The 23,595-nt window shown below is 43.8% G+C and carries 21 protein-coding genes; 14 read left to right on the forward strand and 7 right to left on the reverse strand.

The genetic code is table 11. The features are described 5' to 3' along the window. Positions 1 to 69 precede the first annotated feature (69 nt). Positions 70 to 489 carry a response regulator gene (locus tag ACO0K8_RS11490; protein ID WP_422946793.1) on the reverse strand — a complete coding sequence of 140 codons (420 nt, stop codon included), beginning with the start codon at positions 487 to 489 and terminating at the stop codon, positions 70 to 72. 299 nt (positions 490 to 788) lie between these two features. Here ACO0K8_RS11490 and ACO0K8_RS11495 point away from each other — a divergent pair, with 299 nt between their 5' ends. The 8 genes from ACO0K8_RS11495 to ACO0K8_RS11530 all read left to right on the forward strand — a co-directional run bounded on the left by ACO0K8_RS11495 (position 789) and on the right by ACO0K8_RS11530 (position 8,803). After that, entirely contained in the window at positions 789 to 1,523 is a 735-nt protein-coding gene (locus ACO0K8_RS11495; RefSeq protein ID WP_422946794.1) for a SapC family protein, read from the forward strand. 410 nt (positions 1,524 to 1,933) lie between these two features. Further along, positions 1,934 to 2,266 carry a hypothetical protein gene (locus ACO0K8_RS11500; RefSeq protein WP_422946795.1) on the forward strand — a complete coding sequence of 111 codons (333 nt, stop codon included), beginning with the start codon at positions 1,934 to 1,936 and terminating at the stop codon, positions 2,264 to 2,266. 92 nt (positions 2,267 to 2,358) lie between these two features. Then, entirely contained in the window at positions 2,359 to 3,336 is a 978-nt protein-coding gene (locus ACO0K8_RS11505) for an EpsD family peptidyl-prolyl cis-trans isomerase (protein WP_422946796.1), read from the forward strand. 542 nt (positions 3,337 to 3,878) lie between these two features. Further along, positions 3,879 to 4,811, forward strand: coding sequence for a TIGR03790 family protein (locus ACO0K8_RS11510; protein ID WP_422946797.1), 933 nt, complete (start codon positions 3,879 to 3,881; stop codon positions 4,809 to 4,811). Between the two features lie 176 nt (positions 4,812 to 4,987). Continuing rightward, a complete protein-coding gene (locus ACO0K8_RS11515) occupies positions 4,988 to 5,218 on the forward strand; it encodes a hypothetical protein (protein WP_422946798.1) in 231 nt (76 codons plus the stop codon). Positions 5,219 to 5,914: 696 nt separating this feature from the next. Then, a complete protein-coding gene (locus ACO0K8_RS11520) occupies positions 5,915 to 6,769 on the forward strand; it encodes a hypothetical protein (RefSeq protein WP_422946799.1) in 855 nt (284 codons plus the stop codon). A gap of 146 nt (positions 6,770 to 6,915) precedes the next feature. After that, positions 6,916 to 7,227, forward strand: a complete 312-nt coding sequence (locus tag ACO0K8_RS11525) for a helix-turn-helix transcriptional regulator (RefSeq protein WP_422946800.1) — start codon at positions 6,916 to 6,918, stop codon at positions 7,225 to 7,227. A 337-nt stretch (positions 7,228 to 7,564) separates the two neighbouring features. Next, positions 7,565 to 8,803: an AAA family ATPase gene (locus ACO0K8_RS11530; protein WP_422946801.1), complete on the forward strand. Its 1,239-nt coding sequence runs from the start codon at positions 7,565 to 7,567 to the stop codon at positions 8,801 to 8,803. A gap of 192 nt (positions 8,804 to 8,995) precedes the next feature. Here the strand turns inward: ACO0K8_RS11530 and ACO0K8_RS11535 are convergent, their stop codons facing one another. Continuing rightward, the gene (locus tag ACO0K8_RS11535; RefSeq protein ID WP_422946802.1) at positions 8,996 to 9,712 is read right to left on the reverse strand and encodes a MobA/MobL family protein; all 717 of its coding nucleotides are present in this window, start codon (positions 9,710 to 9,712) and stop codon (positions 8,996 to 8,998) included. 709 nt (positions 9,713 to 10,421) lie between these two features. On the opposite strand from ACO0K8_RS11535, the gene ACO0K8_RS11540 reads away from it, so the two are divergent. The 5 genes from ACO0K8_RS11540 (at position 10,422) to ACO0K8_RS11560 (ending at position 18,110) form a co-directional block, all read left to right on the forward strand. Continuing rightward, positions 10,422 to 10,634 (forward strand): hypothetical protein, encoded by a 213-nt coding sequence (locus ACO0K8_RS11540; RefSeq protein WP_422946803.1) that lies wholly within the window; start codon positions 10,422 to 10,424, stop codon positions 10,632 to 10,634. Between the two features lie 239 nt (positions 10,635 to 10,873). Continuing rightward, complete coding sequence (locus ACO0K8_RS11545) at positions 10,874 to 12,346, forward strand: ATP-binding protein (RefSeq protein ID WP_422946804.1); 1,473 nt, start codon at positions 10,874 to 10,876, stop codon at positions 12,344 to 12,346. After that, entirely contained in the window at positions 12,339 to 15,065 is a 2,727-nt protein-coding gene (locus ACO0K8_RS11550; protein WP_422946805.1) for a Z1 domain-containing protein, read from the forward strand. The genes ACO0K8_RS11545 and ACO0K8_RS11550 overlap by 8 nt, the downstream gene beginning before the upstream one ends. After that, positions 15,055 to 16,026, forward strand: coding sequence for a PD-(D/E)XK motif protein (locus ACO0K8_RS11555; protein ID WP_422946806.1), 972 nt, complete (start codon positions 15,055 to 15,057; stop codon positions 16,024 to 16,026). The genes ACO0K8_RS11550 and ACO0K8_RS11555 overlap by 11 nt, the downstream gene beginning before the upstream one ends. Next, positions 16,023 to 18,110 (forward strand): AIPR family protein, encoded by a 2,088-nt coding sequence (locus ACO0K8_RS11560; protein ID WP_422946807.1) that lies wholly within the window; start codon positions 16,023 to 16,025, stop codon positions 18,108 to 18,110. The genes ACO0K8_RS11555 and ACO0K8_RS11560 overlap by 4 nt, the downstream gene beginning before the upstream one ends. Before the next feature lie 27 nt (positions 18,111 to 18,137). Here ACO0K8_RS11560 and ACO0K8_RS11565 read toward each other — a convergent pair whose 3' ends face one another. Further along, positions 18,138 to 19,667 carry a DNA cytosine methyltransferase gene (locus ACO0K8_RS11565; RefSeq protein ID WP_422946808.1) on the reverse strand — a complete coding sequence of 510 codons (1,530 nt, stop codon included), beginning with the start codon at positions 19,665 to 19,667 and terminating at the stop codon, positions 18,138 to 18,140. A 137-nt stretch (positions 19,668 to 19,804) separates the two neighbouring features. On the opposite strand from ACO0K8_RS11565, the gene ACO0K8_RS11570 reads away from it, so the two are divergent. Further along, a complete protein-coding gene (locus ACO0K8_RS11570) occupies positions 19,805 to 19,933 on the forward strand; it encodes a hypothetical protein (RefSeq protein ID WP_422946809.1) in 129 nt (42 codons plus the stop codon). Between the two features lie 86 nt (positions 19,934 to 20,019). Here the strand turns inward: ACO0K8_RS11570 and ACO0K8_RS11575 are convergent, their stop codons facing one another. The 4 genes from ACO0K8_RS11575 to ACO0K8_RS11590 all read right to left on the reverse strand — a co-directional run bounded on the left by ACO0K8_RS11575 (position 20,020) and on the right by ACO0K8_RS11590 (position 23,559). Then, entirely contained in the window at positions 20,020 to 20,226 is a 207-nt protein-coding gene (locus ACO0K8_RS11575) for a hypothetical protein (RefSeq protein WP_422946810.1), read from the reverse strand. A 254-nt stretch (positions 20,227 to 20,480) separates the two neighbouring features. Then, positions 20,481 to 21,428 (reverse strand): hydrolase or metal-binding protein, encoded by a 948-nt coding sequence (locus ACO0K8_RS11580; protein ID WP_422946811.1) that lies wholly within the window; start codon positions 21,426 to 21,428, stop codon positions 20,481 to 20,483. Between the two features lie 94 nt (positions 21,429 to 21,522). Continuing rightward, positions 21,523 to 22,524 carry a YqaJ viral recombinase family protein gene (locus ACO0K8_RS11585; RefSeq protein WP_422946812.1) on the reverse strand — a complete coding sequence of 334 codons (1,002 nt, stop codon included), beginning with the start codon at positions 22,522 to 22,524 and terminating at the stop codon, positions 21,523 to 21,525. Between the two features lie 75 nt (positions 22,525 to 22,599). Next, entirely contained in the window at positions 22,600 to 23,559 is a 960-nt protein-coding gene (locus tag ACO0K8_RS11590) for a DUF932 domain-containing protein (RefSeq protein ID WP_422946813.1), read from the reverse strand. Positions 23,560 to 23,595 lie beyond the last annotated feature (36 nt).

A 23,595-nucleotide genomic window follows, 5' to 3' on the forward strand; every position in this document is an offset into this window, starting at 1 on the left:
AGTCCCGGATGCTATCTATCTTATGCCGATTGATGTCGGCTTATTGGTCTCAATGACCGGCTTAAGCGTTTATTGCTGCGCACGAGAATCGGGAAATGTATCGGTCGCTGATTTTGCGGCGGTTTTGAATAATACGGCTTGGACTCGGGCGATCATTTCCCTTGGGCTAAACGGTTTCGTCATATAGTCATCAGCCCCGCTTTCTAACGCGAGTAATTTGTCTTGCCGTTCGCTGCGGACGGTGAGCATCATGATAGGCAGTGCCTTGGTATGTGGATGTGATCGCAGCACCCGTATTAGTTGTATACCTGATTGACCTGGGAGCATCCAGTCAACCAGTAACATATCGGGTAAGGTTTCACGGAGGATTGATAATGCGATTTCAGCGTCGTTGGCGCGTATGACCTTATAACCCGAAAGGCTGAGATTAATTGCAATGAGCTCTTGTATCGCATGCTCATCTTCCACCACTAAAATACTAATTTTCATTAATTTTATCCATTGTTTAAATCGGCAACTTTTGCTCCTGTATTTTTTACGTAAGGATGCAAATGCGCTTGAATTATTTAAATGATAATATAATGTCAAATTTTTATGACCTGCTTATGACCTTTTTTAGAATTGCCAATGCAGTGGCAGCGCCAGTCCTATGGGAATTCCTTTTTATTAAGTGTGGCCGGGTAGGAGCACACAAACTGGGTTATTTCCACTAAAATACCTGCGCCGCATAAGGGCGTGCACGTTTTGTCCAATTGATCGCTAATCCTTAACTTTATTGAATGAAATCCATGTCGACATTAATGTTTTATAAAAAACCAGTGACGATAGACCGCGTTACCCATCGCGATCTGCGTTTTAAGCCTTTGGCTAAGGGTTATTCGTATGCAGCTAAAACTAACTCTATCCCCGTGGTTGCTGTTGAGTTTGTCGATGTCTGTCGTGAATATCCTATCGTGTTTGTTACCGATCAACATGGTGGCGGTGTGCCTTTAGTGCTCACAGGTTTGCGCGACAGTGAAAACCTGTTTGTTAACGCCGAAGGTCATTGGGACAATACCTATGTTCCAGCATTTGTACGTCGTTATCCCTTCATTCTGCAAGGTGATGAGGATTCAGAGCGTTTCGGTGTGATGATCGATGAAGAAGCAGATGGATACGGCGCCCAAGACGGAGAGCGTTTGTTTGCGGAAGATGGCACAGAGTCCGAGATGTTAAACGGGATACTTGAACTGCTGAACAATTTCCGTACACACACGGCACAGACCACCAATATGGTGAAACATTTCATAGAGTTGGATTTGTTAATTCCTAGAATGGTCAGCGTCAATACCAAAAAAGGCGAGACTTTCACTTTAGATGGTTTTAGCGTGATTAATGAAGAGCGCATGAATGCTCTGACGGATGCGGAATTGCTGTCTCTGGCACGCAACGGTCATTTAGCATGTATATACGCGCATTTAATTTCTTTGCCAAATATTCAAAAAATCGCTGCACGTTTAGAACTCGTGTTGCCAGCTGCCTAGTTGTCGTTGAGTTTTTAAGCTACTCAAAGGATGGTGGTTCTACTGCCATCCTGTTCCTCTTGTAAGTGCTGCACATTCTGCGCTCTATTTTTAGCAATGCGCCCAGTGCGCAATGCTCATGCTCCTCCCAAGACTAGGTGGCCGCAAACCCGCATGGAATATGCGTGTCGGACCATGTACTGGGCACTCTTCCAGCATCTCCAACATATCACGTCGCCTCATACAAATACACTGCAGCCGGTTTCAAAATACATGTGTTTGGGATAGCTGTTTTTGACCGCTATCAGTCATTCCCTTGTCATATTCACACACTACACTTGGCTTCATTGAAGTGGAAATGCCTTCAACCGGCTGCGTCATTCTGGCGCTGATGTTTAGTATTTTGCGGTATTTTTATGTTGGGTGCCAAGATGAAAAAGTTGCGATTGATAGCCATTGCCCTCAGTCTGGGTGTTCTAAGCCAGGTACATGCCAGCGCGCCGATAAAACTATTTGAGAAATCACAAGTTGCATCTATTAACTTGGACTGGAATCAAGTGATGGAGATCTCATCTTTGCTCAATAAAGTTGTGATCGATGAGGGACAATATTTAAAAATCGGCTTTGCTAATTTTTATCAACGTGAGAATGAAGGACGTAGCGATGAGCCTCAAGCATGGGCTATGGCCATACTTGGAGCTGGCTTTGCCGTGTATCAGCTAAGGCGTCGCAAACGTGGAAGCGCAACATGGAATTTGCACTAGCTCACGTTTTTTGTCGTTGGCGTGGGAGTTGACGTACAGCTCCTTTGAATTTTTCTAAGCAATTTTATTCTATCGTAATTTGAAAGTGCTCTATGTACGCTGATATCTCATTGTGTCTAACTGAAAATGATTCAAATAGGTGCTGCAGGAAGCTCAATGCTTTCACCCTTGCGATGGCAATGATTTGTTTAGCTGCGTGCGGCTCGAAGGAAAAGCCGGCGAGTCAATCTTTAGTGGTCGTGAATGGACAGGAAATTACCGTCCATCAAATTAATGATGAATTAATGCGTAGTAATGTGCAGATTCCTCCTGAGCAGAAAGAACTCGCAAGCAAGCAGTTGTTAGAGTCTCTGATTGATAGGCAATTACTACAAGGGCAGGCAGTGAAGGATAAAATCGATCGCGATCCTGCTGTAATGCAAGCAATTGAACGCTCTAAATCCCAAATTGTGGCGCAGGCCTATCTGCAAAAACGGTTAGCCGCAAACGCAAAGCCAACGAAGGATGAAATTCAAGCGTATTTTAATCAGCATCCAGAAATCTTCGCGCAAAGAAAAATATTTAATATGAGTCAGCTGATTATTGCGAAAAATGATTTTAGCAATGAGCTCAAAATCTTGATTGGCGAATCTAAATCACTTGATGATATAAGCACTTGGTTTACCGTACATAAAGTGGAATTTGTACGCAATAAAATGGTAAAAAACTCTTCGGAGATGCCGCTAGAGTTGGTGGCTAAGTTGCAGGGGATGAAGAAAGGGCAATTGATGGTAGTGGAGGAAGGAGATCGTAGCGTCTTAGTTACCGTTAATGACGTGAAAGAAGTTCCTGTTACTTTAGAAATTGCTGAGCCCCAGATTGGTCAGTTTTTGTTGGATCAGAGTATTAAGCTGGCTTCACTTGCCGAGTTAGCGCGACTGCGCTCAGATGCAAAAATTGAATACCTGACACCAATAAAAGGAATGGCAACCCCAGATCCTGATACCAAATCTGCTACCGCGAGCACAGCAATGAATTTGATCGGAAAAAATAGTGGCGATGCGCTTAAACGTGGCATTGCCGGCTTGTAGAAAATCCCATTACCGACTGGAAAAGTGTATCTCCTGTTTATTGCCTCCCCTTTTCTATTGAATATCAGGAACTAAGAAATACATCGAATAATTGGAGCGATACTACTTACGCTTATTGTATTTTTTGCCGAAGATGTTGCGGCATAAATTCTGCAGCTGGGTGCTGGCGATGTCGAAAAAATTTCGGTTTATGTCAACTTACAAAGCAGAACAAAAAATCTCAAAGTTGCTTGAGAGTGGAGGTTTTATTCGTAAGGCGCAAGTGAATAGTTTCATTAATCCGGAGTCAACCGGTTTTGGTACTGGGTCAAGTTAATCTACCCGGTCACTATCCTTTTACAGCAAATTCATTTCTTTCTCTGTTACCCTGTCGATGTTAAAAATTAGCATTGAGGTTTCATACCTCATCTGCAATTCCCTAAAAAATGAAAAAAATTATTAAGGATCGCATTGCGCTTGCAATCTGCCTCGTTTTTTTTCATAGTCAGCTTTTTGCACAAATTGCAGATACTGGCTCAGGGAGATTAGTCAAACAGCGCGGCTTGAGCGCGCAACAATTAGCCATTGTAATTAATGATGATGAGCCAAATAGTGTTGCAATAGGGGAGTATTACAAGCAGGCCAGAAGTATCCCTGAAAAAAACATAGTGCACGTGCATATCCCAAATAGCCCACATCGTTTGACGGCGCTGGCCTTCGAGCAGCTTAGGCAGCAGATAGAGGCGCAGTTATATCCGGAAATACAAGCCATACTGATGTTGTGGACAGCGCCTTACTCAGTCGAGTGCAATTCGATTACATCTGCATTGAGCTTGGGTTACGATGCCGAACAATGCAAGAAAACCTGTGCTGTGGGTAAGCCAAGTCGCTACTACAATTCTTCCGCCTCGCTGCCATTTACTGAGTTGGGCCTGCGATTGGCGATGCTGTTGCCGACTGATTCGGTGATACAGGCAAAGGCCTTGATTGATCGCGGCGTGATGAGTAGTTTTGCAGTGCGCCCGGCGAGCGCGTATTTTTTGACGACCTCGGATGTGAATCGCAATTCACGCGCACAATTTTTTCCCTCTTCCGGTTTAGTACCTCAGAAAAAACTTCAGATACAAAACTTGCAACGCGACAGTGTTGAAGGTGCGCAAGACGTGATGTTTTACTTGACGGGATTGACGCATGTGCAAAACTTAGACAGTTTACATTTTATGCCGGGGGCTTTAGCCGATCATTTAACTTCTAGCGGTGGTGACCTATTAGGCAAAAGCCAAATGAGTAGTTTACGCTGGCTAGAAAGTGGCGCAACTGCAAGTTATGGAACGGTATCCGAGCCTTGCAATCATTGGCAAAAATTTCCTCAAGCAAGTGTCTTACTTCAGCACTATCTGTCGGGTGATAGTGCAATTGAAGCCTATTGGAAAAGTGTGGCCTGGCCCAGTCAAGGCGTGTTTATCGGCGAGCCGCTCGCAGCACCGTACCGATAAACTATTAAATTGAAGTTGGCGGCAGGCAGAGAAAGTATGGTGAAATCAGTGTGGGTTTTTATTACGTGTTTAACGGAAATGCCACCAAAAGGACCAACAAAAGAACCAACAAAAGAACCAACAAATAAATTTGTCTTGTTATTGCGATTTCAAAATAAAATCGCGCAGGCATTTAAATGCCGAAAGTATCGTTGGCTGACAAATATGACGGAGTAGGACCAGAAAGTGTTGCGTTAGCCCGCGGCCACAGTGAAGCTAAAGACGAGAGCTTAAATTTCGCGATGAAAAACAATTCCAAGAAAGAAAAAAGGCCCTCACGAGGAGAGCCTTATAATTCTTTTGGTGCGAGAGCCGGAACCGCAATGTGCCTTGAAACCGTTACTGCACGTAGAATTAAATTTTATTAAAATCCATATGGATGCAAATATGGATGCAAAAATAGTTGGTTCCTCGATTCGGTACAACTTTTCGATATTCGCATAACTATACCAAACCCAATGCCATTGTATTTTACTATCAAATAAAGGAATCGATTGATTTTGGGATATTTGAAAACAATTTCTATCGACCAGAAATATTTGCAATCGATAATGCGATCGGATTCATCATGAAAATGAGTCTTTTATAAAATGCATGAGTTTTTTAAATTGTATGACCTGCGTTATATATAAGTATCCTACATGTGTTATGACCAAATGCACTTGTGTGAAATCACCAAAATTTAACTAAATTCAAATATGTTTTTTCGGTTAAAGTAGATTGTTAAGTGGATAAAAGTTTAATGATCGCATCATAGCCGATCTTAAAAGAGGTATGCTGAATTGATTTCTTGTCGAAGGAGATTCTATTGGATAAAAAATACGCGACGCATCCCAGCAGGATAGCAATGATAGGTCGCTCATTTCTGATCTGAACCTTATCTTTGCCAATGACGCTACTCTCACGGTCGATGTGACGACGCTATTTTTGATTATTAGGGTGGCGAATATTGGGAGGCTAAGTTGCTGAGTTTGAATGAAAATCAAAGTGTGACATATCGCGTAAACTTCCAATGAGGGCTCAACCTTCAGAGTAGCGCACTTAAAAACTTTGTTGAGGGCAAAATGAAAATAAAAATGGAAAAACCAAAATTCTTGATTGAAGCTGAAAATAAGGTCAAAGAAATATGGAATATCCTGCAAGATAAGCGAGCCGTGCGTTTCACGTTATCGGTGAAATTATCTCGAGCCGATTTGATTGAGCCCAAAATATTTGTCATGCAAGGTGAGCGGGCTCCTGATGGAGGTTGGAATACATGGTTTTCAAAAGATCAGAATCCAGATACGCTTCAATCTCGTGAAACATTGAAAGAAAAACTGGCGAGCATTGAAGAACGTGTGCGTGAATACATCGTGGAAAATGCGCTGAACTCAGATTGGAAAAAGCAAGAGGCGTCAATTAGCGCAGCACTAGAATCTGGACTCTCTGTAGAGGACTTGGAGTGTCGAAGTGAGTATCCTGGTCGTGCTATCGCTGCCTATGGCTACGATGCACATTTTTGCGCACCGGTAATGGCAACGGTGTATGCCAGAGAGGGTGCCGAAGCGTTGGCGAAAAATGATCTAAATCATGCGTCGTACTGCGTTGATCGAGGGCTTTATTGGTCAAGTCCCGCCATGTTCATTCTCAACCCCAACGATCGATTTGTGGAGCGAGCCCGCACAGGAGGGCTTGGGAAGGATCTTCTACGCGAACCTGTACAGCAAAAAGTTGCCGAATTGCTGACTAGTCTGGCACCGGACGAAGGTTGGGCATCCACTCCGAATGCCATTCATGAGGTTGCAAAAAAACTAACTTTTAGCCATTCAAAATTTGTTGAAGATTGTCAACTTAAAACTGACAACCTTCCGAAAATTATTCAAGGATGGATTCAACTTGATCCAGAGCGATTTGTCCATCGCATCAAGTCCAAGACCTGATACGACTACCTCACCCGCCATCATGACCCCTCTGACGAGGGGTTTTTTTATGTCCAAAATTTTCTTTTAGCAGACGTCTTTTAGGCCGACTAAAGATTTTTTATGATGGGGGTTCGTTGTCCAATTATATATCAGGAGTTCTAAAAATGATTCAATCTATCCAATCTCCCTTCTCTATCTTGCGTAAACAGGCGCTCTGTCAGCGTATTGGTCTTTCCCCTGCACATGTTTACGCCATGCTAGATCCGAAATCACCAAGCTACGACCCCAGCTTTCCACACCAAATCCGCTTGGGGGCAGCAGCTGTTGGCTGGCTTGAGCACGAGGTTCAAGCCTGGCTAGAGTCACGCGTGAGCATCAGTCGTAATGGTGTGGGTAGTAACGCCCTCAACAACCTGAACCATACCAAAGAAGCTGATCGTGATCCGTCGAACTGCAAAAATATATCAACAAGCTAAACGGTTCAAACTGGAAAAGGGCGTATTCGAAACAACAACAACTCACTAGAGCGTTGGTAAACAACTCACTAGCTCATTTTTTAGTCGAAAACGTTTCGCGATAAAATAATGATAAATATCAATCAGTTGGGACATAAAACGGCAACTAACTAACTAAATAGAGAAAAATTATATTCCAAAATCATCGTATTTTTTTGCTGAATTTTGGCAGTCTATGTAGATTTTCTGATTGAGTTAGTTAGGTTTCTGTTGTTGCACGTTGTAAGTGATACCGCCTATTTTTAAATTAGGCACTGCGCTTCGATCTGGACCGATCTTGTAATTTTAAGGACTAAATATGGCGAATAATAATGAATCAAATAATAAGAAAAATACTTCAAAAATTGCAATATATCATCAGGATTATCAACGACAGGGGCTTAGCCTCCTGAACTGTAAATGGAGTAATCCGGAGTACATTGACAACATGAAAGCAAAAAATCGGATGCGCGAATCCCAAAAATTGGACTTGCATACAGCATCAGATATCCAGTCGCGTCCAAAAATTTGGGTTTATCCAGATTGGCTGGAAGAGGGTGAAGTGACGATTTTGGTTGGCCCAATCGACGGAGGTAAAACGACACTCGAATGTATGCTAGCGGCAGGTGTTACCGTAGGATCGAGCTTTTCACTTCACCCCGGATTGACACCCGTAGGAGCGGGACATGTCGTCATCATTAATCAAGAAGATGACTTCGAAACGGTTCTCAAACCTTGTTTGGAGGCTGCTGGAGCGGATCTGGACAAGGTACACATCATCGGTCGTGAAACTGGACCTGGCGATGATTCTCCTTTCTCATTTTCCAACGAACGAGATATAAGTCGCCTGATGGGTTTGGCGGAACGACTTGATAATAATATTGGGCTGTTAATTGTCGACCCGATATATTTTGCCGTGGATGGCGACCCAAATTCCAATCACAAAGCACGACAAGCGTATGAACGTTTAACTGCGCTATCCAAACTCCTGACATGTGCGGTTCTGGGAGTCTCACATGCCGTTGAAAACTCATTAGGCAGGAAGGCTCTACGACGGGTCGCAGGACCACCTGCGTTGCGACAAGTGCCTCGTGCTGCCATGTTGTTGTCAAAAATTTCAAACGGACCAACCGAGACAGGTGGTACATACGTTCTCGTGCACGCAAAAAACAAGGGCAGAATGGATGGTGGATTTGAATATTGTATTAAGTCAGTCGAAGTTCCTGGTCAAAACGGCACAAAAACAGCGCCAAAATTCGTTGTCACCCGGGAGCTAACTGGTTCCGCTGACGATATACTAGATCAGGCTGATCGTGGCATAACGGTTGAAAAAATGAGCAAATTGGATCTAGCAGTAAAATTTTTGCAGATGGTCCTCAAGGATGGACCTCTACTACGGATTGAAATAGAAAAACTTGCTGAAGAAGCCGACGTCAAAAATGGCACGCTACTAGCTGCCAAATCTATTCTTATGCTTGTCGCTAAAAAGCAAAAAGGTGACGGTCGTTCAGCATGGCGTCTGCCTGATGCCGAGGATACAAGGAATCTGATGGATTGAACACGTTGGACATCGACTTGCGCGCGATCAAGCAGATTTCTTGATCTGGTATTCTACAGATTGATGAGTTATTGCATTTGCTACTTCCGCTATTAATAGCGGAAGTAGCTTTGAAGTAACCCTTCATATACTACATTCCCATTTGAATTATTGCCTTAAGGAAGCACATCGTTAAATGGGCGTAAGGCCATGTTATTTACTCTTCCTCCGTCCTGCGTACTCAATTTTTTCTTCTGAAGACATTTTCTTAATACCTAAGTGACCAAGGTGTCGTTCTGGCGTGGTTTGAATACCTCTTGCCTTATTGCTACGATGGTCGACTCTCGTCTCATGTCCCGATTTTTCCAACGTCGTATTTTGAATTCGCGCCCAGTTTGCACGGGTGCTAATTACTTCCTCTCGCAGTTGCGCTCGATCTTTCCCGCCACTGTCTTTTTTACAGCCACCAAGTTCAGGGTCTGTTGAATTGTGGCGTTTAAAGTGTAGTTCAGCGGGTCTATCTATGTCATCGGGCAATCTGTCTGAAACCATGATGTGAGCATGAGGTTGGGGATTGCCACCTAATGCTGCTGTTGGTGAGTGAATTGCATACTGAAACGGTTTGGGGCCTATTTCAGACAGGATAAATTCATTGATTATTTCTTTTTGCTGATCGACGGTCAATTCTGATGGTAGAGCAACTTCATATTCCCGGTACGCGGCTCCATTTGCCCGCTCGTGCTTATCTGCGCTTGCCCAGAATTTAGTAGGGGTGTCATCCGCCCAATAAGGTAGATTTCCGTGTGCAATTGCAATCAAATCTGATTGCTTACCATCTTTGCCATGCTTACCTTCGCGAGCGATGTACGCAGCATGATTTGCCGCACTTCCTTTTTCCCCGCTTTTTATACTTAAATGAAAACTTGCCATGATCTACCTCTTTAGGTTTTCTGTTTAAGTGGCTAAATCTGGATTTGAGATCCGATATGCCACTGTAAATGGAAGAAGAGATTGGCAATATTTTGTTGATTTTTGAGAAAGGGTAAGTGCGCCTACCTTATTACTCTATGCTACTAACTGTTTCAATGAATCATTGATGACAATCTTTCTTCCATACCATAGGTATATGAAATAAAAATTTACTTTAATAATTGACATTAGTAGTTGATCAGTTTATTTGATTGCTTTAAAGTTAACTTGCAAGGCAAGTAACTTAATAAGCGGCTATGCGTAAGTATTTGGTAGGATTAACAGTTCTAATTACAAAATTAGATATCAAGAGGATTACTGAAACTAAGGTCATTGCGAACTTGGTTAACTTATTTATATTCGACGGCGAGTAAACTACCATCAACTCAAAGTAGGACGCTAGCATGACAATGATTAAGAGCAGTCGGCTATCAAAGAATTTTGAGTGCGGTTCAATACCTAAGTAATACAACCAATTTGATTGACAGTCGTTAATTCAATATCCTTAGGTCAGATGAATATAATTATTACGAACGGGAGTAATGAGCTAGAAATTAACGATGTTATTTATTTTAAAATCATTGTTCGCTATGAGTCTGATGATAGTTTGTAGTAAATAACTTGTCGAATATAATAAGATTAAGATTTTCTTCAAGAATTGGAGCGATTAATGAGCAGCGAAAAAACTGAAACATGTGACGAAAGTTATGAAGAAATTTTTCATGACCATGAAATATACATTGAACTAAATCCAGATCACTATCGAGGTGGTTTTGCGTGGTCGGTTTGTAAAGACGAATGTGAAATTGACTGTGGCTTAGCAACTACACTAGGTGAGGCGATCGCAGAATCACATATGGCAATTGAAAAAATAATGGGCTAACGTTCTCGTCATTTTCTTTTATCTACTTGCCAAGTCGACTCAAAAAAAAGATTAATTGGGTTCAATTTTTTAAGCACCCAACGATATCCCCATGTTAATATTTTAATCATTCGATAATTTCACAAACACAATAAGAATACGTTGGAACTCAACTTGCCGTTTAACAGATATAACTATGTGCAGTCTTTATTCTTTCATGCGAAGAGAGTTTCTCCTCTTCTTGCGTCAGTGCCCCGATTGTGAAAGAAATACAAAATCCACCACATGCGCCGTCATTATTGGAATCAATGCGGTCGATTGGCTATTCTCTCGAATCAGCCTTGGCAGATATCATTGATAACAGTATCTCGGCAAAAGCCAAACGGATCAATATAGAATTTCGTCCTACCGACGCACCTTACGTTGCAATTATCGATGACGGTGATGGAATGTCCAAAGCAGCACTCGAAAGTGCGATGCGCCATGGTAGTACAAATCCCCTTCAAAAAAGACATGGCGACGATTTAGGGCGATATGGGCTTGGCCTGAAGACATCATCCCTATCACAGTGCAGACGTCTAACTGTTATCTCCTTCAGAGACGACAAATTTTGCGCCTACTGTTGGGATCTTGACGTTATTGTTGAGCGCGGTTCTTGGGTCATGCTAGAACTGGAACCTGTCGATATTGCGAATATCCCACACATAGAAGTATTGCGCTCTCAAGGAAAGGGCACGATTGTACTTTGGCAAAATCTTGACCGCCTTACTGCGGGAGAAAGTTCAGCAGATAGCGCCATTGGACAACAAATGGATCAGGCAAGAAATCATTTGTCACTGGTATTTCACAGGTTCATTAGTCCAGAAACAACAAGATCTCGCATATCACTTTCAATCAATCAAAATGCATTGCCAGCGATTGATCCTTTTCTTACAGATCACAAGGCAACACAGCATCTTGATGATGATATTTTTAGTGTAGAAGGCAGCAAAATAGTCGTAAAGCCATTTATTCTTCCCCACGCCAGCAAACTGACTCCAACCGAAATGGCGCGAGCTGGAGGCAGCGATGGGCTAAGGAATCAGCAAGGGTTTTATATTTATAGAAATCGGCGCCTCATCATCTGGGGAACATGGTTTCGTCTAGCCAGGAAAGATGAACTCAGTAAGCTTGCTAGAGTTCGAGTCGATATTCCAAATTCTCTCGATCATCTTTGGACGTTGGACATTAAAAAATCAGCTGCACATCCCCCAGAAGCCGTTAGAATTAATTTGCGCCGGACTGTTGAACGCATACGTCATGTCAGTGGCCGTACGATAATTTTTCGAGGGCGTTCGGCGGACAGAGGTGACATCACACCAGGTTGGAATGAAATACTTGATCGTGATGGAGTGCGTTTTGACATCAATCGCAACCATCCTTCACTTAACGCATTTACCAACCAGTTAACTAAACTCGAAGCGGCAGCATTCGATGCCGTGCTCGCAGTTATCGAAAGTTCATTTCCAGCTGACGCGCTCTATTCAAGAATGGCATCCGATATTAGATCATCGTTCAATGGTGACGAAGTAACAGGTCGCCTCAAGGAAATGGCGGAGGCAATTTTTGCAGACATCGAAAGAAATTCGCCATTAAGGAAAAATTTACTTACGACTTTGCATCTGATTGAGCCATTTAATTTGCACCCTGAAGTAACCAGAAAAATTGTTGAAGAAATCAAAAAACATGAATAAGAAAAATCTCCGCACTTTTTCCGATAATGCACGTCGGCTAGAGCTAAGTGTCATTACTGCTCTGACGGTCGATGGCATTCCTACTGAAGACGACATTCTTGAGCTTGCAGGGCATTTGCGGAAAATTCCGCTTTACTCTGTTACTGATGAAGAGTTTATTGAGGTCATTAGACGTCTCCATGAAGCATTAACGATTGAGATGGGCATAGGTAGTTTTGTCGTAGATGACCATGCTCCGTGGTTACAAGCGAGGAAGGCAGAAATTGACCCTTTTTATTGGTCGCGTTATCAAACCGATTTACGCAAGCAAGGATGGGGACCGAAGGTCGTGACTTCACTAGACAAAGTGACTGACGAGATTTTGGACTTGATGGGAGACCCTGGAACGGAATCCGGCTGGCCAAGACGCGGTCTGGTCATGGGAGACGTGCAATCGGGGAAAACGTCTAACTACACGGGACTTATATGTAAGGCAGCAGATGCCGGTTACAAACTGGTGATTCTGCTGACAGGTACATTGGAAAGTTTACGCCGTCAAACCCAAGAGAGACTAGATGCGGGATTTGTTGGTCTCGATAGTTCAGGAGTGGTCAACCGTAACCGCCATCGCCGTGAAATCGGTGTTGGTTTAGTCAATAGTGCCCGTGCAGCGGGTGTATTTACTTCTACAATTGGTGACTTTAAAGCAGCAACTGTGAATATACTTGGATTCAAACTCAAGGATTACAACGAGCCTGTATTGCTTGTCGTGAAAAAGAATAAACGAATTCTTGAAAATTTAACAGACTGGCTAATTACCTTTAACGCAAATCAGGGAGGAGAAATTAATTTGCCACTCCTCTTGATAGATGATGAGGCAGACAACGCGTCCGTCAATACAAACCTAGCGAAGGCTACTGCAATCAATTCCAGCATTCGCAGTCTTCTGAAGGTGTTTAAACGATCTAGTTACGTTGGATTCACCGCGACACCATTCGCCAATGTATTCATTAATCCTGATACGACTGATGACATGGTTGGCGACGATCTTTTTCCTCGTGACTTCATCTACGCACTTGATGCCCCGACCAATTACGTTGGAGCTCAGTTAATCTTTGGCGAAGAATCGCCTCTTGATTGTCTGCGCTATATTAATGACGCGGAGATTGCTTTTCCAGCGGGACAAAAAGCCGATAGCGTTGTCAATCTGGTGCCGGACTCCATGCATGATGCCGTTCGATGTTTTCTGGTAGTTAATGCCATTATGGATTTGCGCAACGAAATGCCAAAGCACCGATCGATGCTAATCAACGTCAGTCACTTCACTCTCATTCAGAATCAGGTGCGAGACATACTCGATGGTCTTTTGCGAAAAATGCAGGAAGACATTCGTAACTACGCATCCTTACCCGAAATGCAAGCGTTGAAAAATAACACGCTTGCGGCTTTACACGAAGTTTACATGCGTGAATATTCAGGTTCAGGAACTACTTGGAATGAGGTACAAGCTGCACTGACCGCCGCAACCTTGCCAATGGAAGTTCGATCGGTAAATCAAAAAAGTGGAGCTGCCAGTCTTGACTATACGCTTTACAAGCAAAATGGCTTACGTGTAATTGCGGTGGGTGGTAACAGCCTTGCTCGTGGCTTGACTCTTGAAGGGCTCTGCGTGAGTTATTTTCATCGCGGAACTCAGATGTATGATGCACTGTTACAGATGGGAAGATGGTTCGGATATCGAAATGGATACATTGATCTATTTCGTATCTGGATTAGTGAAGAGTCTGCTAACTGGTACTCCCATATTGCGGATGCAACTGATGAACTAAGAGATGAAATCCGACGCATGCAACTGTCAAGACTCAAACCAATCGATTTTGGTCTTCGGGTGAGGGCGCATCCTGAATCGCTTTTGATTACCGCGAGGAATAAGATGCGCGCCTCGGAGGAAATCATTCACATGATGTCCATTAGTAAAGAAGGCTTGGAATCAACGCGGCTTCTGCAAGACCCAGCTGTAATACTAAACAATTTTGTGGCGGCTCAAAAATTCACAGAACAAATTGTCGCTAGTTCGGCGGAAAAAATATCGACATACAATTTTCCGGTATGGCACGGCGTTGACAAAGCGCTCGTAGTTGAATTTTTAAGACGATTCCAGAGTCATCCGCTTAATCTTAAATTGCAGTCCGATGGCTTGGCAGACTTTATAGGTACATCCAACGATCAGAAACTTTTGAGTTGGGACGTCGCAATACCAAGCGGTGAAGAGGACATCGTAAACCTGATTCCCGGAGTCGCAGTAAATATGCGTAGGCGAAAAATCTTGGAAGAGCGAGATAAACGGTCTATTTTAGTAAACGCAAAAAAAATGCGTGTTGGTACGGCAGCAGATGAAAAAATCGGATTAACAGAGAATGAAATTATAAAAGCTGAAGAAAATTTCAGAGCGATTCCCAAAAATTCTGACAAGAAAAATATTCCAGGACATGCGTATCGCGAAGAGAGGACAAGACCGTTATTGTTGCTGCATCTAATGAAACCGACACATGGAACGGGAGGCATGGCCTATCCGCTTCCTGACGAATGCCAAGCCCTTATTGCTATTGGACTCATTTTCCCTTCACTTGATATTGCCAGCCAACGCGTGAGGTACAGAATTAACTTGGTTGAATTGCGCAACATGATGGCAAGCGAGTTTGTAAATGATGATGACGTAGAAGATGACGATGGCGAATAAATTTGATACCAGGTGGGATGCGCTCGGATCTGATCCGTTACGTGCCGTATTTCAGCTTTATGATGCTGACCATTTGATGGATTTTTATCTCGGTAAGGATGCTGATAATTTCAGGCTTTTGCTTTTGGTAACCCCAGAGATTCCTCCCACGATTCGTGACATGCGCGCAATTCGTATTCGCTCATTCAAACGCGATGATGGTAAATGGTCCCTCCTGTTGACCCTGGAAAACATGGCGTTAGCACCTATGTTCTCGATGTTGTGCGAAGACCTGATCGAGTCTTCGCGCTCCACCGGTTTTCCTGCGGATAAGTCATTGAGTTACGTATTAAAACGCTTGGGGAACTGGCGAAGGCTGCTTGAACATGGAATGCCTGATATGCTAAATGAATCTGAAATTCGCGGACTGTGCGGCGAACTACTTTTTCTTCAACATTTGTCGTTTGATATAGGAAAATCAAATGCTGTGAAAGCTTGGGTTGGTCCCCAAAAAGCAAATCAAGATTTTCAAATACCTGAAAGTGCATGGGAAATCAAGACGATACGACCAGATGCAAATAGAGTCACAATATCTTCAGAATCCCAACTTCAAACAAATACAAGAGTCATACACCTGGTTGTCTATGAACTCGCCGACAGTGCGATTGACGCTGTTGGTGCGTTTACACTCGCCACATTGGTTGAAGAAATCAGAGCGCTTTTGGCTGAAGATTATGACAGTAGTGAACGGTTCGAGGCAAATCTCGCTACGGCAGACTATATATCTCGCGTGGAATATGGCGCTTTAACCTTAATTAAAAAATCAATGTCCATGTTCGTCGTTGGCGATGGATTTCCATGTATCACTGGTGCAATACTTCCCCAAGGTGTAAGCCATGTAGTTTATGACATTTGCTTGTCAGAATGCGAAAAACACCGAATTGACACCACTTCATTTGCAGAAAAAAAGGATCATCCATGACACTTGAAGAATTTCGAATAGACCTTTTGGAAACCGTGCGGGCTCGCGCAGAATCAAATCAAGATTTTAATCGCGCTGGTTTTGTCGATGAAGTCGGGGACAGGTTATCTGACGCAGAAGAATTTGCAGACTTTGAACCTTGCCGTTTTGAAGGAACTAGCGGAAAGAAAAAACTTAAAATCGATGGATATGCCTTTGATGAAGCAGATAATTCCTTGGCATTGCTTGTCGCAGATTTTTCGAATGACGATTTCGTGCCGTCCTTCAATACTTCGGATACTGTAAAGGCATTCGGAATGTTACGTGCTTTTGTCGAGGAGGCTTTGCAAGGGAAACTTACGGATGGCTCTATTGAAGAAAGCCACCCAGCACATGGTCTGGCATCAGATTTGATGGCTTGGCATCCCAAAATCACCAAGTACCGATTTTACTTGGCAAGTGACGGAATACTGAAAACAAAGGCCAAGGACTGGCCTGAAGAAAACATCAGCGGTACTCCAACCGAATTGCATATATGGGATATTGTGCGCTTTCATACTGCGCATCTTTCTGCAACTGGGCGTGATGAATTAATCGTGGACTTCGCTGAATTTGGCGGCAATGGCCTTCCATGTTTGGCTGCCGCATCTTCAGATGGTGATTATCAGGCTTACCTATGCATGATACCTGGCCTGACCTTGGCAGGAATTTACGATCGTTATGGAAGTCGTTTATTGGAAGGTAATGTTCGCTCTTTTCTAAGTACAAAAGGTAAAGTGAATGCAAAAATTCAACTTACAATCAAGAACCAACCAGAGATGTTTTTTGCCTTTAATAATGGTATCGCGGCGACTGCGGAAGACATTGTCATGGAGCAGACAGCATTAGGCATGCGAATTGTCAGCGCTACGAACCTTCAGATTGTAAATGGCGGACAAACCACTGCCTCGCTTGCAATGGCAGGAAGAGGGACTTCTGGGAAAAAAGATGGAGCTGATTTATCTCAGGTAATGGTACAAATGAAACTCTCCGTTTTACCACCGGATAAAGCAGGTGAACTCATTCCAGAAATAGCACGATATGCCAATAGTCAGAATAAAGTAAGTGATGCTGATTTCTTTGCAAATCATCCTTATCACATCAGATTAGAGGAATTTTCACGAAGAATTTTTGCAACTCCGGCAGGTGGTGCGCAGCACGGTACGCATTGGTTCTACGAGCGTGCACGTGGTCAGTATGCGAATGAACAGACAAAATTGACACCAGCTCAGAAACGTCAATTTGAGCTTCAAAATCCAAAGTCCCAATTACTTACGAAAACAGATATTGCGAAACTAGAAAATACTTGGCGGGGGATGCCAAACAAGGTCAGTATGGGCGCCCAGAAAAACTTCATGCTTTTCGCTGATTTGATAGCAAAATGCTGGAATGAAGACGAAAAGCAATTTAATGAAGATTATTTTCGCAACCTTGCCGCACTTGCGATTTTGTTTAGACGTACTGAGTTGCTGGTCAAGCAGCAAGCATGGTATCAAGGTGGTTACCGAGCAAATATTGTAACTTATTCATTGGCTAAATTGCACGACATGATCGCCGAACAGGCGCTAGGGAAACAAATGGATCTGCGCGGTATCTGGGACAAGCAATCAGTTTCAAATGCAGTTGTCGATCAGATTGCAATGATTGCAAAACGTGTGTTCGAGATGTTGACTGACCCTGAGCGACCAAAAGATAACGTGACGGAATGGGCAAAAATGCAGGCATGCTGGGATCAGATCAAATCATCAAAAATTGCACTTAGTAGCGCAATGCTCACATCACTACAAGATTTGCGTACCGTCAGCAATGCAGCAAAAATAGCGAAGGAAGTTCAGAAGACTGATAATGGAATTGCCACCCAGATCGCCGTGATTAGTATTCCTGGCAGTCAATGGGGTAAATTGAGAGTTTGGGCGAATGAGCAGAAATTACTCACTCCAATACAATCGGATCTCCTTCAGTTGGCATCGAAAATCCCGGTGAAAATGCCAACTGAAAAACAATGCGCGCAGATTTGGCAGATACATGAAAAGCTGGTTGAGGAAGGTTATGTTAAGCAGGCTTAGTTACACAATGAACTAGAACCTGTTCAATCAAACAAGAATTTCACTTACTATCTTCGCGATCATGATTGCTAATCTTGGTGGAACTGCGTTCCCAACTTGATGATATTGCTGGGTTCGATTTCCCTGAAAGAAGTAATTGTCGGGAAAAGTCTGAAGTCTGGCAGCTTCACGCACAGTAAGGCTGCGGCACTGTGTTGGATCAGGATGGATAAAGTAATGCCCATCCTTCGCAATATGGCTTGTCACTGTTGTGGCGGGTGCGTCAAAACGCTGTACGCGAAAACGATCTGAGAATTTTCCACTTTCCCAATTTTCATGATTCGGCGCTAAACCAGCAAGCGAAAATTCCGCATGACCTTTCGGCGAATGTCCATGAAGAGCTGCATAAGTTGCGGCATAGCCATACCGCCGAAGATCGCTTGTCATGTGACTACGGGCTTCATGATTAAGCCAAAATTTTAGCTTTGAATCCAGATACCAAGTCGCAGCGTGTGGTTCTATCTCAATAATTTTCTTGCGTGGAAAACGCAGTGCTCCCCATTGTAGTCCTGTTCTTACTGACATTGCCGACTGTCTTAATGAAGCCGCTAAACTTTTCATGTCTTTCTGTTGTGCGTCTTCTGCAAGCTCAACTAAATGAGTTTTAACAGCGGCAGCCCATTCGTCAGATGTATCCTTACATTTGCTTATTCTGCTACGCAATGGTGGAAGATCACAAAGAACTTCCCGCACACTTATTTTTGGTTGTGCCATGAGCCTAGTAAAATTTGCTTTAATGTCGGTACGAACACCTAGCAAAATGACACGGTGACGTGCCTGTGGAATACCGAATTCTTCGGACCTGACAATGAAATCTCGCGGGTCAATGTCGGTCGGATTCATTCCACTTTCGTAAAATGTACTCGTCACGAGAGAATGAATCCGGTAACCCGGGGTAACTCTTGATTCTCCAAAAACGCCATCAGGATCAGATAGATCGCGCAGGATATCTTGAAAAATCTTTTTACCACCAACCTTAGATGAGAGAATGCCTTTTACGTTTTCCATCACAAAAACTTGGGGTCTCCGATCTCGGATAATCCTTAGGTATTCCCTATATAAAAAATGGCGATGATCATTTTCTGGACGGTAGTCTGCAGTGCCAATATTTCTAGATCGGCCAACCAATGAATATGCTTGGCAAGGTGGGCCACCAATGAGGACCCATTTATCATTAACGGGAAGCTTGGCATCAAGCACGGAATCCAAAATTGCATTATCAGTCGGATCACCGAGCGTTAATTGTCTAGCTTCTAATCCTGACTCATCCCAAGCAGCTTGGGATTGAATGTTAAATGGATATTCTGCCTCTCCATTGCAAAAAGCATAGTAATTGGCGATTGCTTTAGGATCATCGTGTATTAGTCTGAAAAAACTACGAAGTCTCAATGTTTCATGCGCAGAAGATTCCATTTCTGCGGAAATTAAAATTTTAAAAATTTTTCCTTTTGATAAAGCTGAAAATCCCTCTCCAAGCCCTCCAGGTCCTGCAAACAAATCGACTATCTTAATAGGCATGGCAATTCAATATTTAAATAAAAAGTATAATTTTAATAACAAATGTAGTGGGATTAACTTATGGACTTTATTTTTAGTAAAGCCAAAAGATCCTGCATGATGGAATCGATTCTTGAGAACGACACAAAAAAGCGGAAATGATCGTGCGGCGATTTTTACATGGAAAAGGATTCCATTCTCGATTGCATTCCCGAAGCTTACCAGGAAGACCCGACCTCGTGTTACCTAAATACAGATTGGTAATTTTTGTGACCGGGAGTTTCTGAGGTCAACACTCTGGGTGTCATTAATCATCCACTAAAAAATTAATGCGCTCCCGAGATGGAAACTATTGGATGCTATTTGTTATATCTTAGGTTTTATAATTTTTTTGTGGGGCAACTAACTTGATTTGATTAACATAAAACATATATATTGGTTTGATCGTTAAGCTAATATTTATCGGACTAATGTCGACGCGACCTTTTTCTTCGTCGCCTAAAACAATCCAAATGAATTTATCGTCTCCGTCGCCTTGGAACTCAGGAAGGATTTCTACTTGGTCACCGCGTTTAAACATATTACTAACCCGTTAATACAAAAAATTGAGAGGCAAAAAGGCTCTTCAAATATAATGAGACATGTCCGTTTGGCCTCAGCTTACAAATGAAGATATGAGTGCTGAACAGTGATTTACTTTTGTGTGAGTATATTTGTAGTATTTTAATTAGTAAAATGAGTTAAGTTGAAATGAAAAAAAATTGACGGTTATCGTCAATTCAATATTGTTTAAGTCGTACTAAATAGCCGTGCACCAAGAAAGTATTGCAAGTATCAATGATCGAAGACTGTTGATGATGATGTAGCGAGACCGTTAAGGTCAACCACTTTCTTATCCAATTTCTGCACTAAACTCGGCTTAAGCTTGCTGCCGACACTAGTATCGGCAGCAGCGTTGCCACGTCGATTTTCCCCTTCATCAGCGGGAAAGAACTCATCAACAATCTCCGAAATTTCTTCGTCGTTGTGTTCAAACGTCCCATTACCAAATCCCTGAATGGCTGCAGCATCAAGCGCCGCTTGGTCATATCCGCCGGCCTTGCGCCGCGTATCGTTTTGCTTAGCTTCTGCAATAGCGACCACCAGCGTCAAGCCTTCTCTGATGGTTAAATCAACATAGTAGATCGCAGAGCGATGACTGAGTGTCGTGCTTTTTCCTCTTAAACGCAGTTCCAAGGGTAAGCAGGCCAAGAGATTGCCCGACACAGCCTGGTAATAACTGAGTCGCGCTGCCAGACTGCGGATACTGTTAAAGCCTGTGGTTCTAAAGATGAAGGTACCAAGTTCATCATCGTCACCAAGCACCACGTTCAATCTGCCGTAGGGTTTGCACTGCCCGCCCTTAGCTAGTTCACACAGATCTGGCGACGGGCAGGGCAGAACTTGTACTCCGGATGCGGTATAGCGTCTGCACGTCTCACCATTGCCAACGCACAGCGGGCGGCCAGACTGGCGGTCAAATAGACTGTATTCGGCACGCAAATTTAAATCAGGATCGTTAAACAATAAACGCACTGGAATAGAACGAATTTTTCCATTGGGGGATGCTTTGCGTAGTTCTTCGTCTATAGGGTGATTAATCCAGCCTTCACGATTCTGGACTTGCGAGGTGATCGTAAATTGATCGTCTTTCTCGGGTAAGCGTTTGCCATTTTTTTCAACGACTCTGCCAATAGAGATACGACCCAGTATCGGAGGGGTGATTGCTAAACCTTTGATCATTTTGTGCTCCTAAAAATAGAAACGCCTACGCCATATTGATGGATGGCGAAGGCGGCATAAAGGCTCCTGCATGGGGCGGATGATGTGGTGTGATTTATACCGAGATGAGAAAGCGGCGACTGCCCGGTTTGACCAAGGGGTAACGCTGTGGCAGGTCTGGTTGCTCCAGCAAAAGCTTAGGCATGTCGATACCAAGACCATCTTTACTGCGTTTAAAGCTTACTGATCCTGTTTCAAATACAGCCCGACTGGCATCACCCATACGCTGCTGGATCTTTTGTTTGAGTATGGCTTCGATCTCTTCACGATTTGCGATATCTGCACGGAGGTTGACCAAATCCGAGAAGGTGGATGACATCTCAGTGTCTTCAGTCAAATCTAAGCTATTGCCCGAATCCAGTGGATAAAGACAGCGTAATGCCATATCGGCAGAATTAGAGCCATCGGCTGGAGGTGGAGTATCTGTTTCCACGTAATGCCAGAATTTTTGCTCCAACTCAATCAGTCTGCTAATCAGAGCATCATCGCGATCAATCCGGTAAATGCGAATTTCCTGACCACAAACCAGCACGCAGACGTCCGCTGCTGCTTTTCCTGTTACGGCAAGCTGATGTTGCACCTGGCAGACAATATACTCTGGCACGCCTTCACGCCAAAGCCGGACCCCATTCTCTCCAGCGGTTTTGCATTCGAGGATCTGTACTTCGTCGACACCGACCACCGTATAGTCGAGATTTGCCAGCATCCATGCCTTATCCGGATCAGGGTGTTGCAGAACCGCGTTGATGCGCCGGACGCGATGGCCGGTGCGCTTTGTATAGTGTGCTGCCACTATCGGTTCCAACAGCGATCCCCAATACATCGGTGAGGTTTCATCCTTAGGATCGATTTTGGGTAAGTCAGCGTCACGGCCCGTCTTGATCAGCCATAGTTCCAGCTGTGACTGATAGGGATTTAGCCCGACTGCTGCGGCAGCATCGCTACTGCCGATGCCTCCTTTTCTGACGTTGAGCCAATCATTACGGCTTAACTCTTTTGTTGATACCAGCCTTAATGCTGGACGATTGGGTTTTACTGACATCGTTGCGGTATTCATTTTTAGTCCTAAAAGTAAAAAGCCCGACCGAGGGGTTAGCTCAGTCGGGCTTTGTGGTGTGATAAAACATAGTGATTAATCTATTAACAGTAGCGCCTGGTCGAGTGCTTTTTGCTTGAGTGCCGCACCCTGACCAAACCATGCTGATTCCAATCGGTGATCGACACTTCTGGCCCGGCGCTCGTGATCTACAAATTCAGTGACAGACTGGAGTAAGCCGAAGGCCGTTCCTTTCGATGATGCCAGTTCTGCGCCTTTCCCATGGCCGTCGAATAAGGTCAATGCCTTGCTCATAGCACGATCATTCGTGTGACCTGGCCCTGTTTTTGTCTGATCAGTAAACACGCGCAATAAATAATTGGTTACCTCATTTGATTTGACTTTGCGTTCACTTAATCCCTTCATGCGATACATAAACGCATCCCAGTTAGACACAGAGGTTCCTAATTGCTTCTTGACCGCTTGCGGGTCAAATGACGTGTTGTGCGGCACTTTGACTGCGCCAGTGCCGCCAGCGAGGGCTACCGCTAAGGTGTTATTGCAAACCACGCGTATCGAGGTGAATTGTGCGGTTGTTGCCAAAGTGCCGTCACAGGCGGTTGCCAGTAAAACGTAGGCATTGGTCACGTCATTGTTCTTGATGATCGCGGACTGTCCCGTTTTTGCCAGTGCCCATATCTTGCGGCCACCTTTCAAGATTCCAGCCGTTTCCAGTTCAAAGCCAGAGATCTCTGTGAGATCGCGATAGAACTCCAGAATTTCACGTGGCTGTACTACCTGATAGCGCTGGCTAACCACCGATAAAGGCGCGTTACTGTCGGAGCGGAACAGCACCTTATTTTCTGGGAACGACATGATCGCTCCCAGACTGCCTATACTTTCCGTCATATAGCGGACCGGGGCTTCCCGGATCTGCCAATCCATACCTGCTTGTTTTGCCCAGACTTCGATAGGCTGACGTGCGGTAAGTTGATTACCGAGACCATGCCAGGGAGTGTCGTTGACATAGGCCATTGATTCGACGAGATGTGCCATGATGAATTACCTTTCATTGAGTATGCACGTAGCAAT

Source organism: Undibacterium sp. Ren11W, assembly GCF_049340485.1.
GTDB lineage: Bacteria > Pseudomonadota > Gammaproteobacteria > Burkholderiales > Burkholderiaceae_D > Undibacterium.

Bases quoted from the DNA above. Each gene is read 5' to 3' on its own strand.
- ACO0K8_RS11490 (WP_422946793.1), bottom strand. From the start codon at position 489: ATGAAAATTAGTATTTTAGTGGTGGAAGATGAGCATGCGATACAAGAG.
- ACO0K8_RS11495 (WP_422946794.1), top strand. From the start codon at position 789: ATGTCGACATTAATGTTTTATAAAAAACCAGTGACGATAGACCGCGTT.
- ACO0K8_RS11500 (WP_422946795.1), top strand. From the start codon at position 1,934: ATGAAAAAGTTGCGATTGATAGCCATTGCCCTCAGTCTGGGTGTTCTA.
- ACO0K8_RS11505 (WP_422946796.1), top strand. From the start codon at position 2,359: ATGTACGCTGATATCTCATTGTGTCTAACTGAAAATGATTCAAATAGG.
- ACO0K8_RS11515 (WP_422946798.1), top strand. From the start codon at position 4,988: ATGCCGAAAGTATCGTTGGCTGACAAATATGACGGAGTAGGACCAGAA.
- ACO0K8_RS11520 (WP_422946799.1), top strand. From the start codon at position 5,915: ATGAAAATAAAAATGGAAAAACCAAAATTCTTGATTGAAGCTGAAAAT.
- ACO0K8_RS11525 (WP_422946800.1), top strand. From the start codon at position 6,916: ATGATTCAATCTATCCAATCTCCCTTCTCTATCTTGCGTAAACAGGCG.
- ACO0K8_RS11530 (WP_422946801.1), top strand. From the start codon at position 7,565: ATGGCGAATAATAATGAATCAAATAATAAGAAAAATACTTCAAAAATT.
- ACO0K8_RS11535 (WP_422946802.1), bottom strand. From the start codon at position 9,712: ATGGCAAGTTTTCATTTAAGTATAAAAAGCGGGGAAAAAGGAAGTGCG.
- ACO0K8_RS11540 (WP_422946803.1), top strand. From the start codon at position 10,422: ATGAGCAGCGAAAAAACTGAAACATGTGACGAAAGTTATGAAGAAATT.
- ACO0K8_RS11550 (WP_422946805.1), top strand. From the start codon at position 12,339: ATGAATAAGAAAAATCTCCGCACTTTTTCCGATAATGCACGTCGGCTA.
- ACO0K8_RS11555 (WP_422946806.1), top strand. From the start codon at position 15,055: ATGGCGAATAAATTTGATACCAGGTGGGATGCGCTCGGATCTGATCCG.
- ACO0K8_RS11560 (WP_422946807.1), top strand. From the start codon at position 16,023: ATGACACTTGAAGAATTTCGAATAGACCTTTTGGAAACCGTGCGGGCT.
- ACO0K8_RS11565 (WP_422946808.1), bottom strand. From the start codon at position 19,667: ATGCCTATTAAGATAGTCGATTTGTTTGCAGGACCTGGAGGGCTTGGA.
- ACO0K8_RS11570 (WP_422946809.1), top strand. From the start codon at position 19,805: ATGATCGTGCGGCGATTTTTACATGGAAAAGGATTCCATTCTCGATTG.
- ACO0K8_RS11575 (WP_422946810.1), bottom strand. From the start codon at position 20,226: ATGTTTAAACGCGGTGACCAAGTAGAAATCCTTCCTGAGTTCCAAGGC.
- ACO0K8_RS11580 (WP_422946811.1), bottom strand. From the start codon at position 21,428: ATGATCAAAGGTTTAGCAATCACCCCTCCGATACTGGGTCGTATCTCT.
- ACO0K8_RS11585 (WP_422946812.1), bottom strand. From the start codon at position 22,524: ATGAATACCGCAACGATGTCAGTAAAACCCAATCGTCCAGCATTAAGG.
- ACO0K8_RS11590 (WP_422946813.1), bottom strand. From the start codon at position 23,559: ATGGCACATCTCGTCGAATCAATGGCCTATGTCAACGACACTCCCTGG.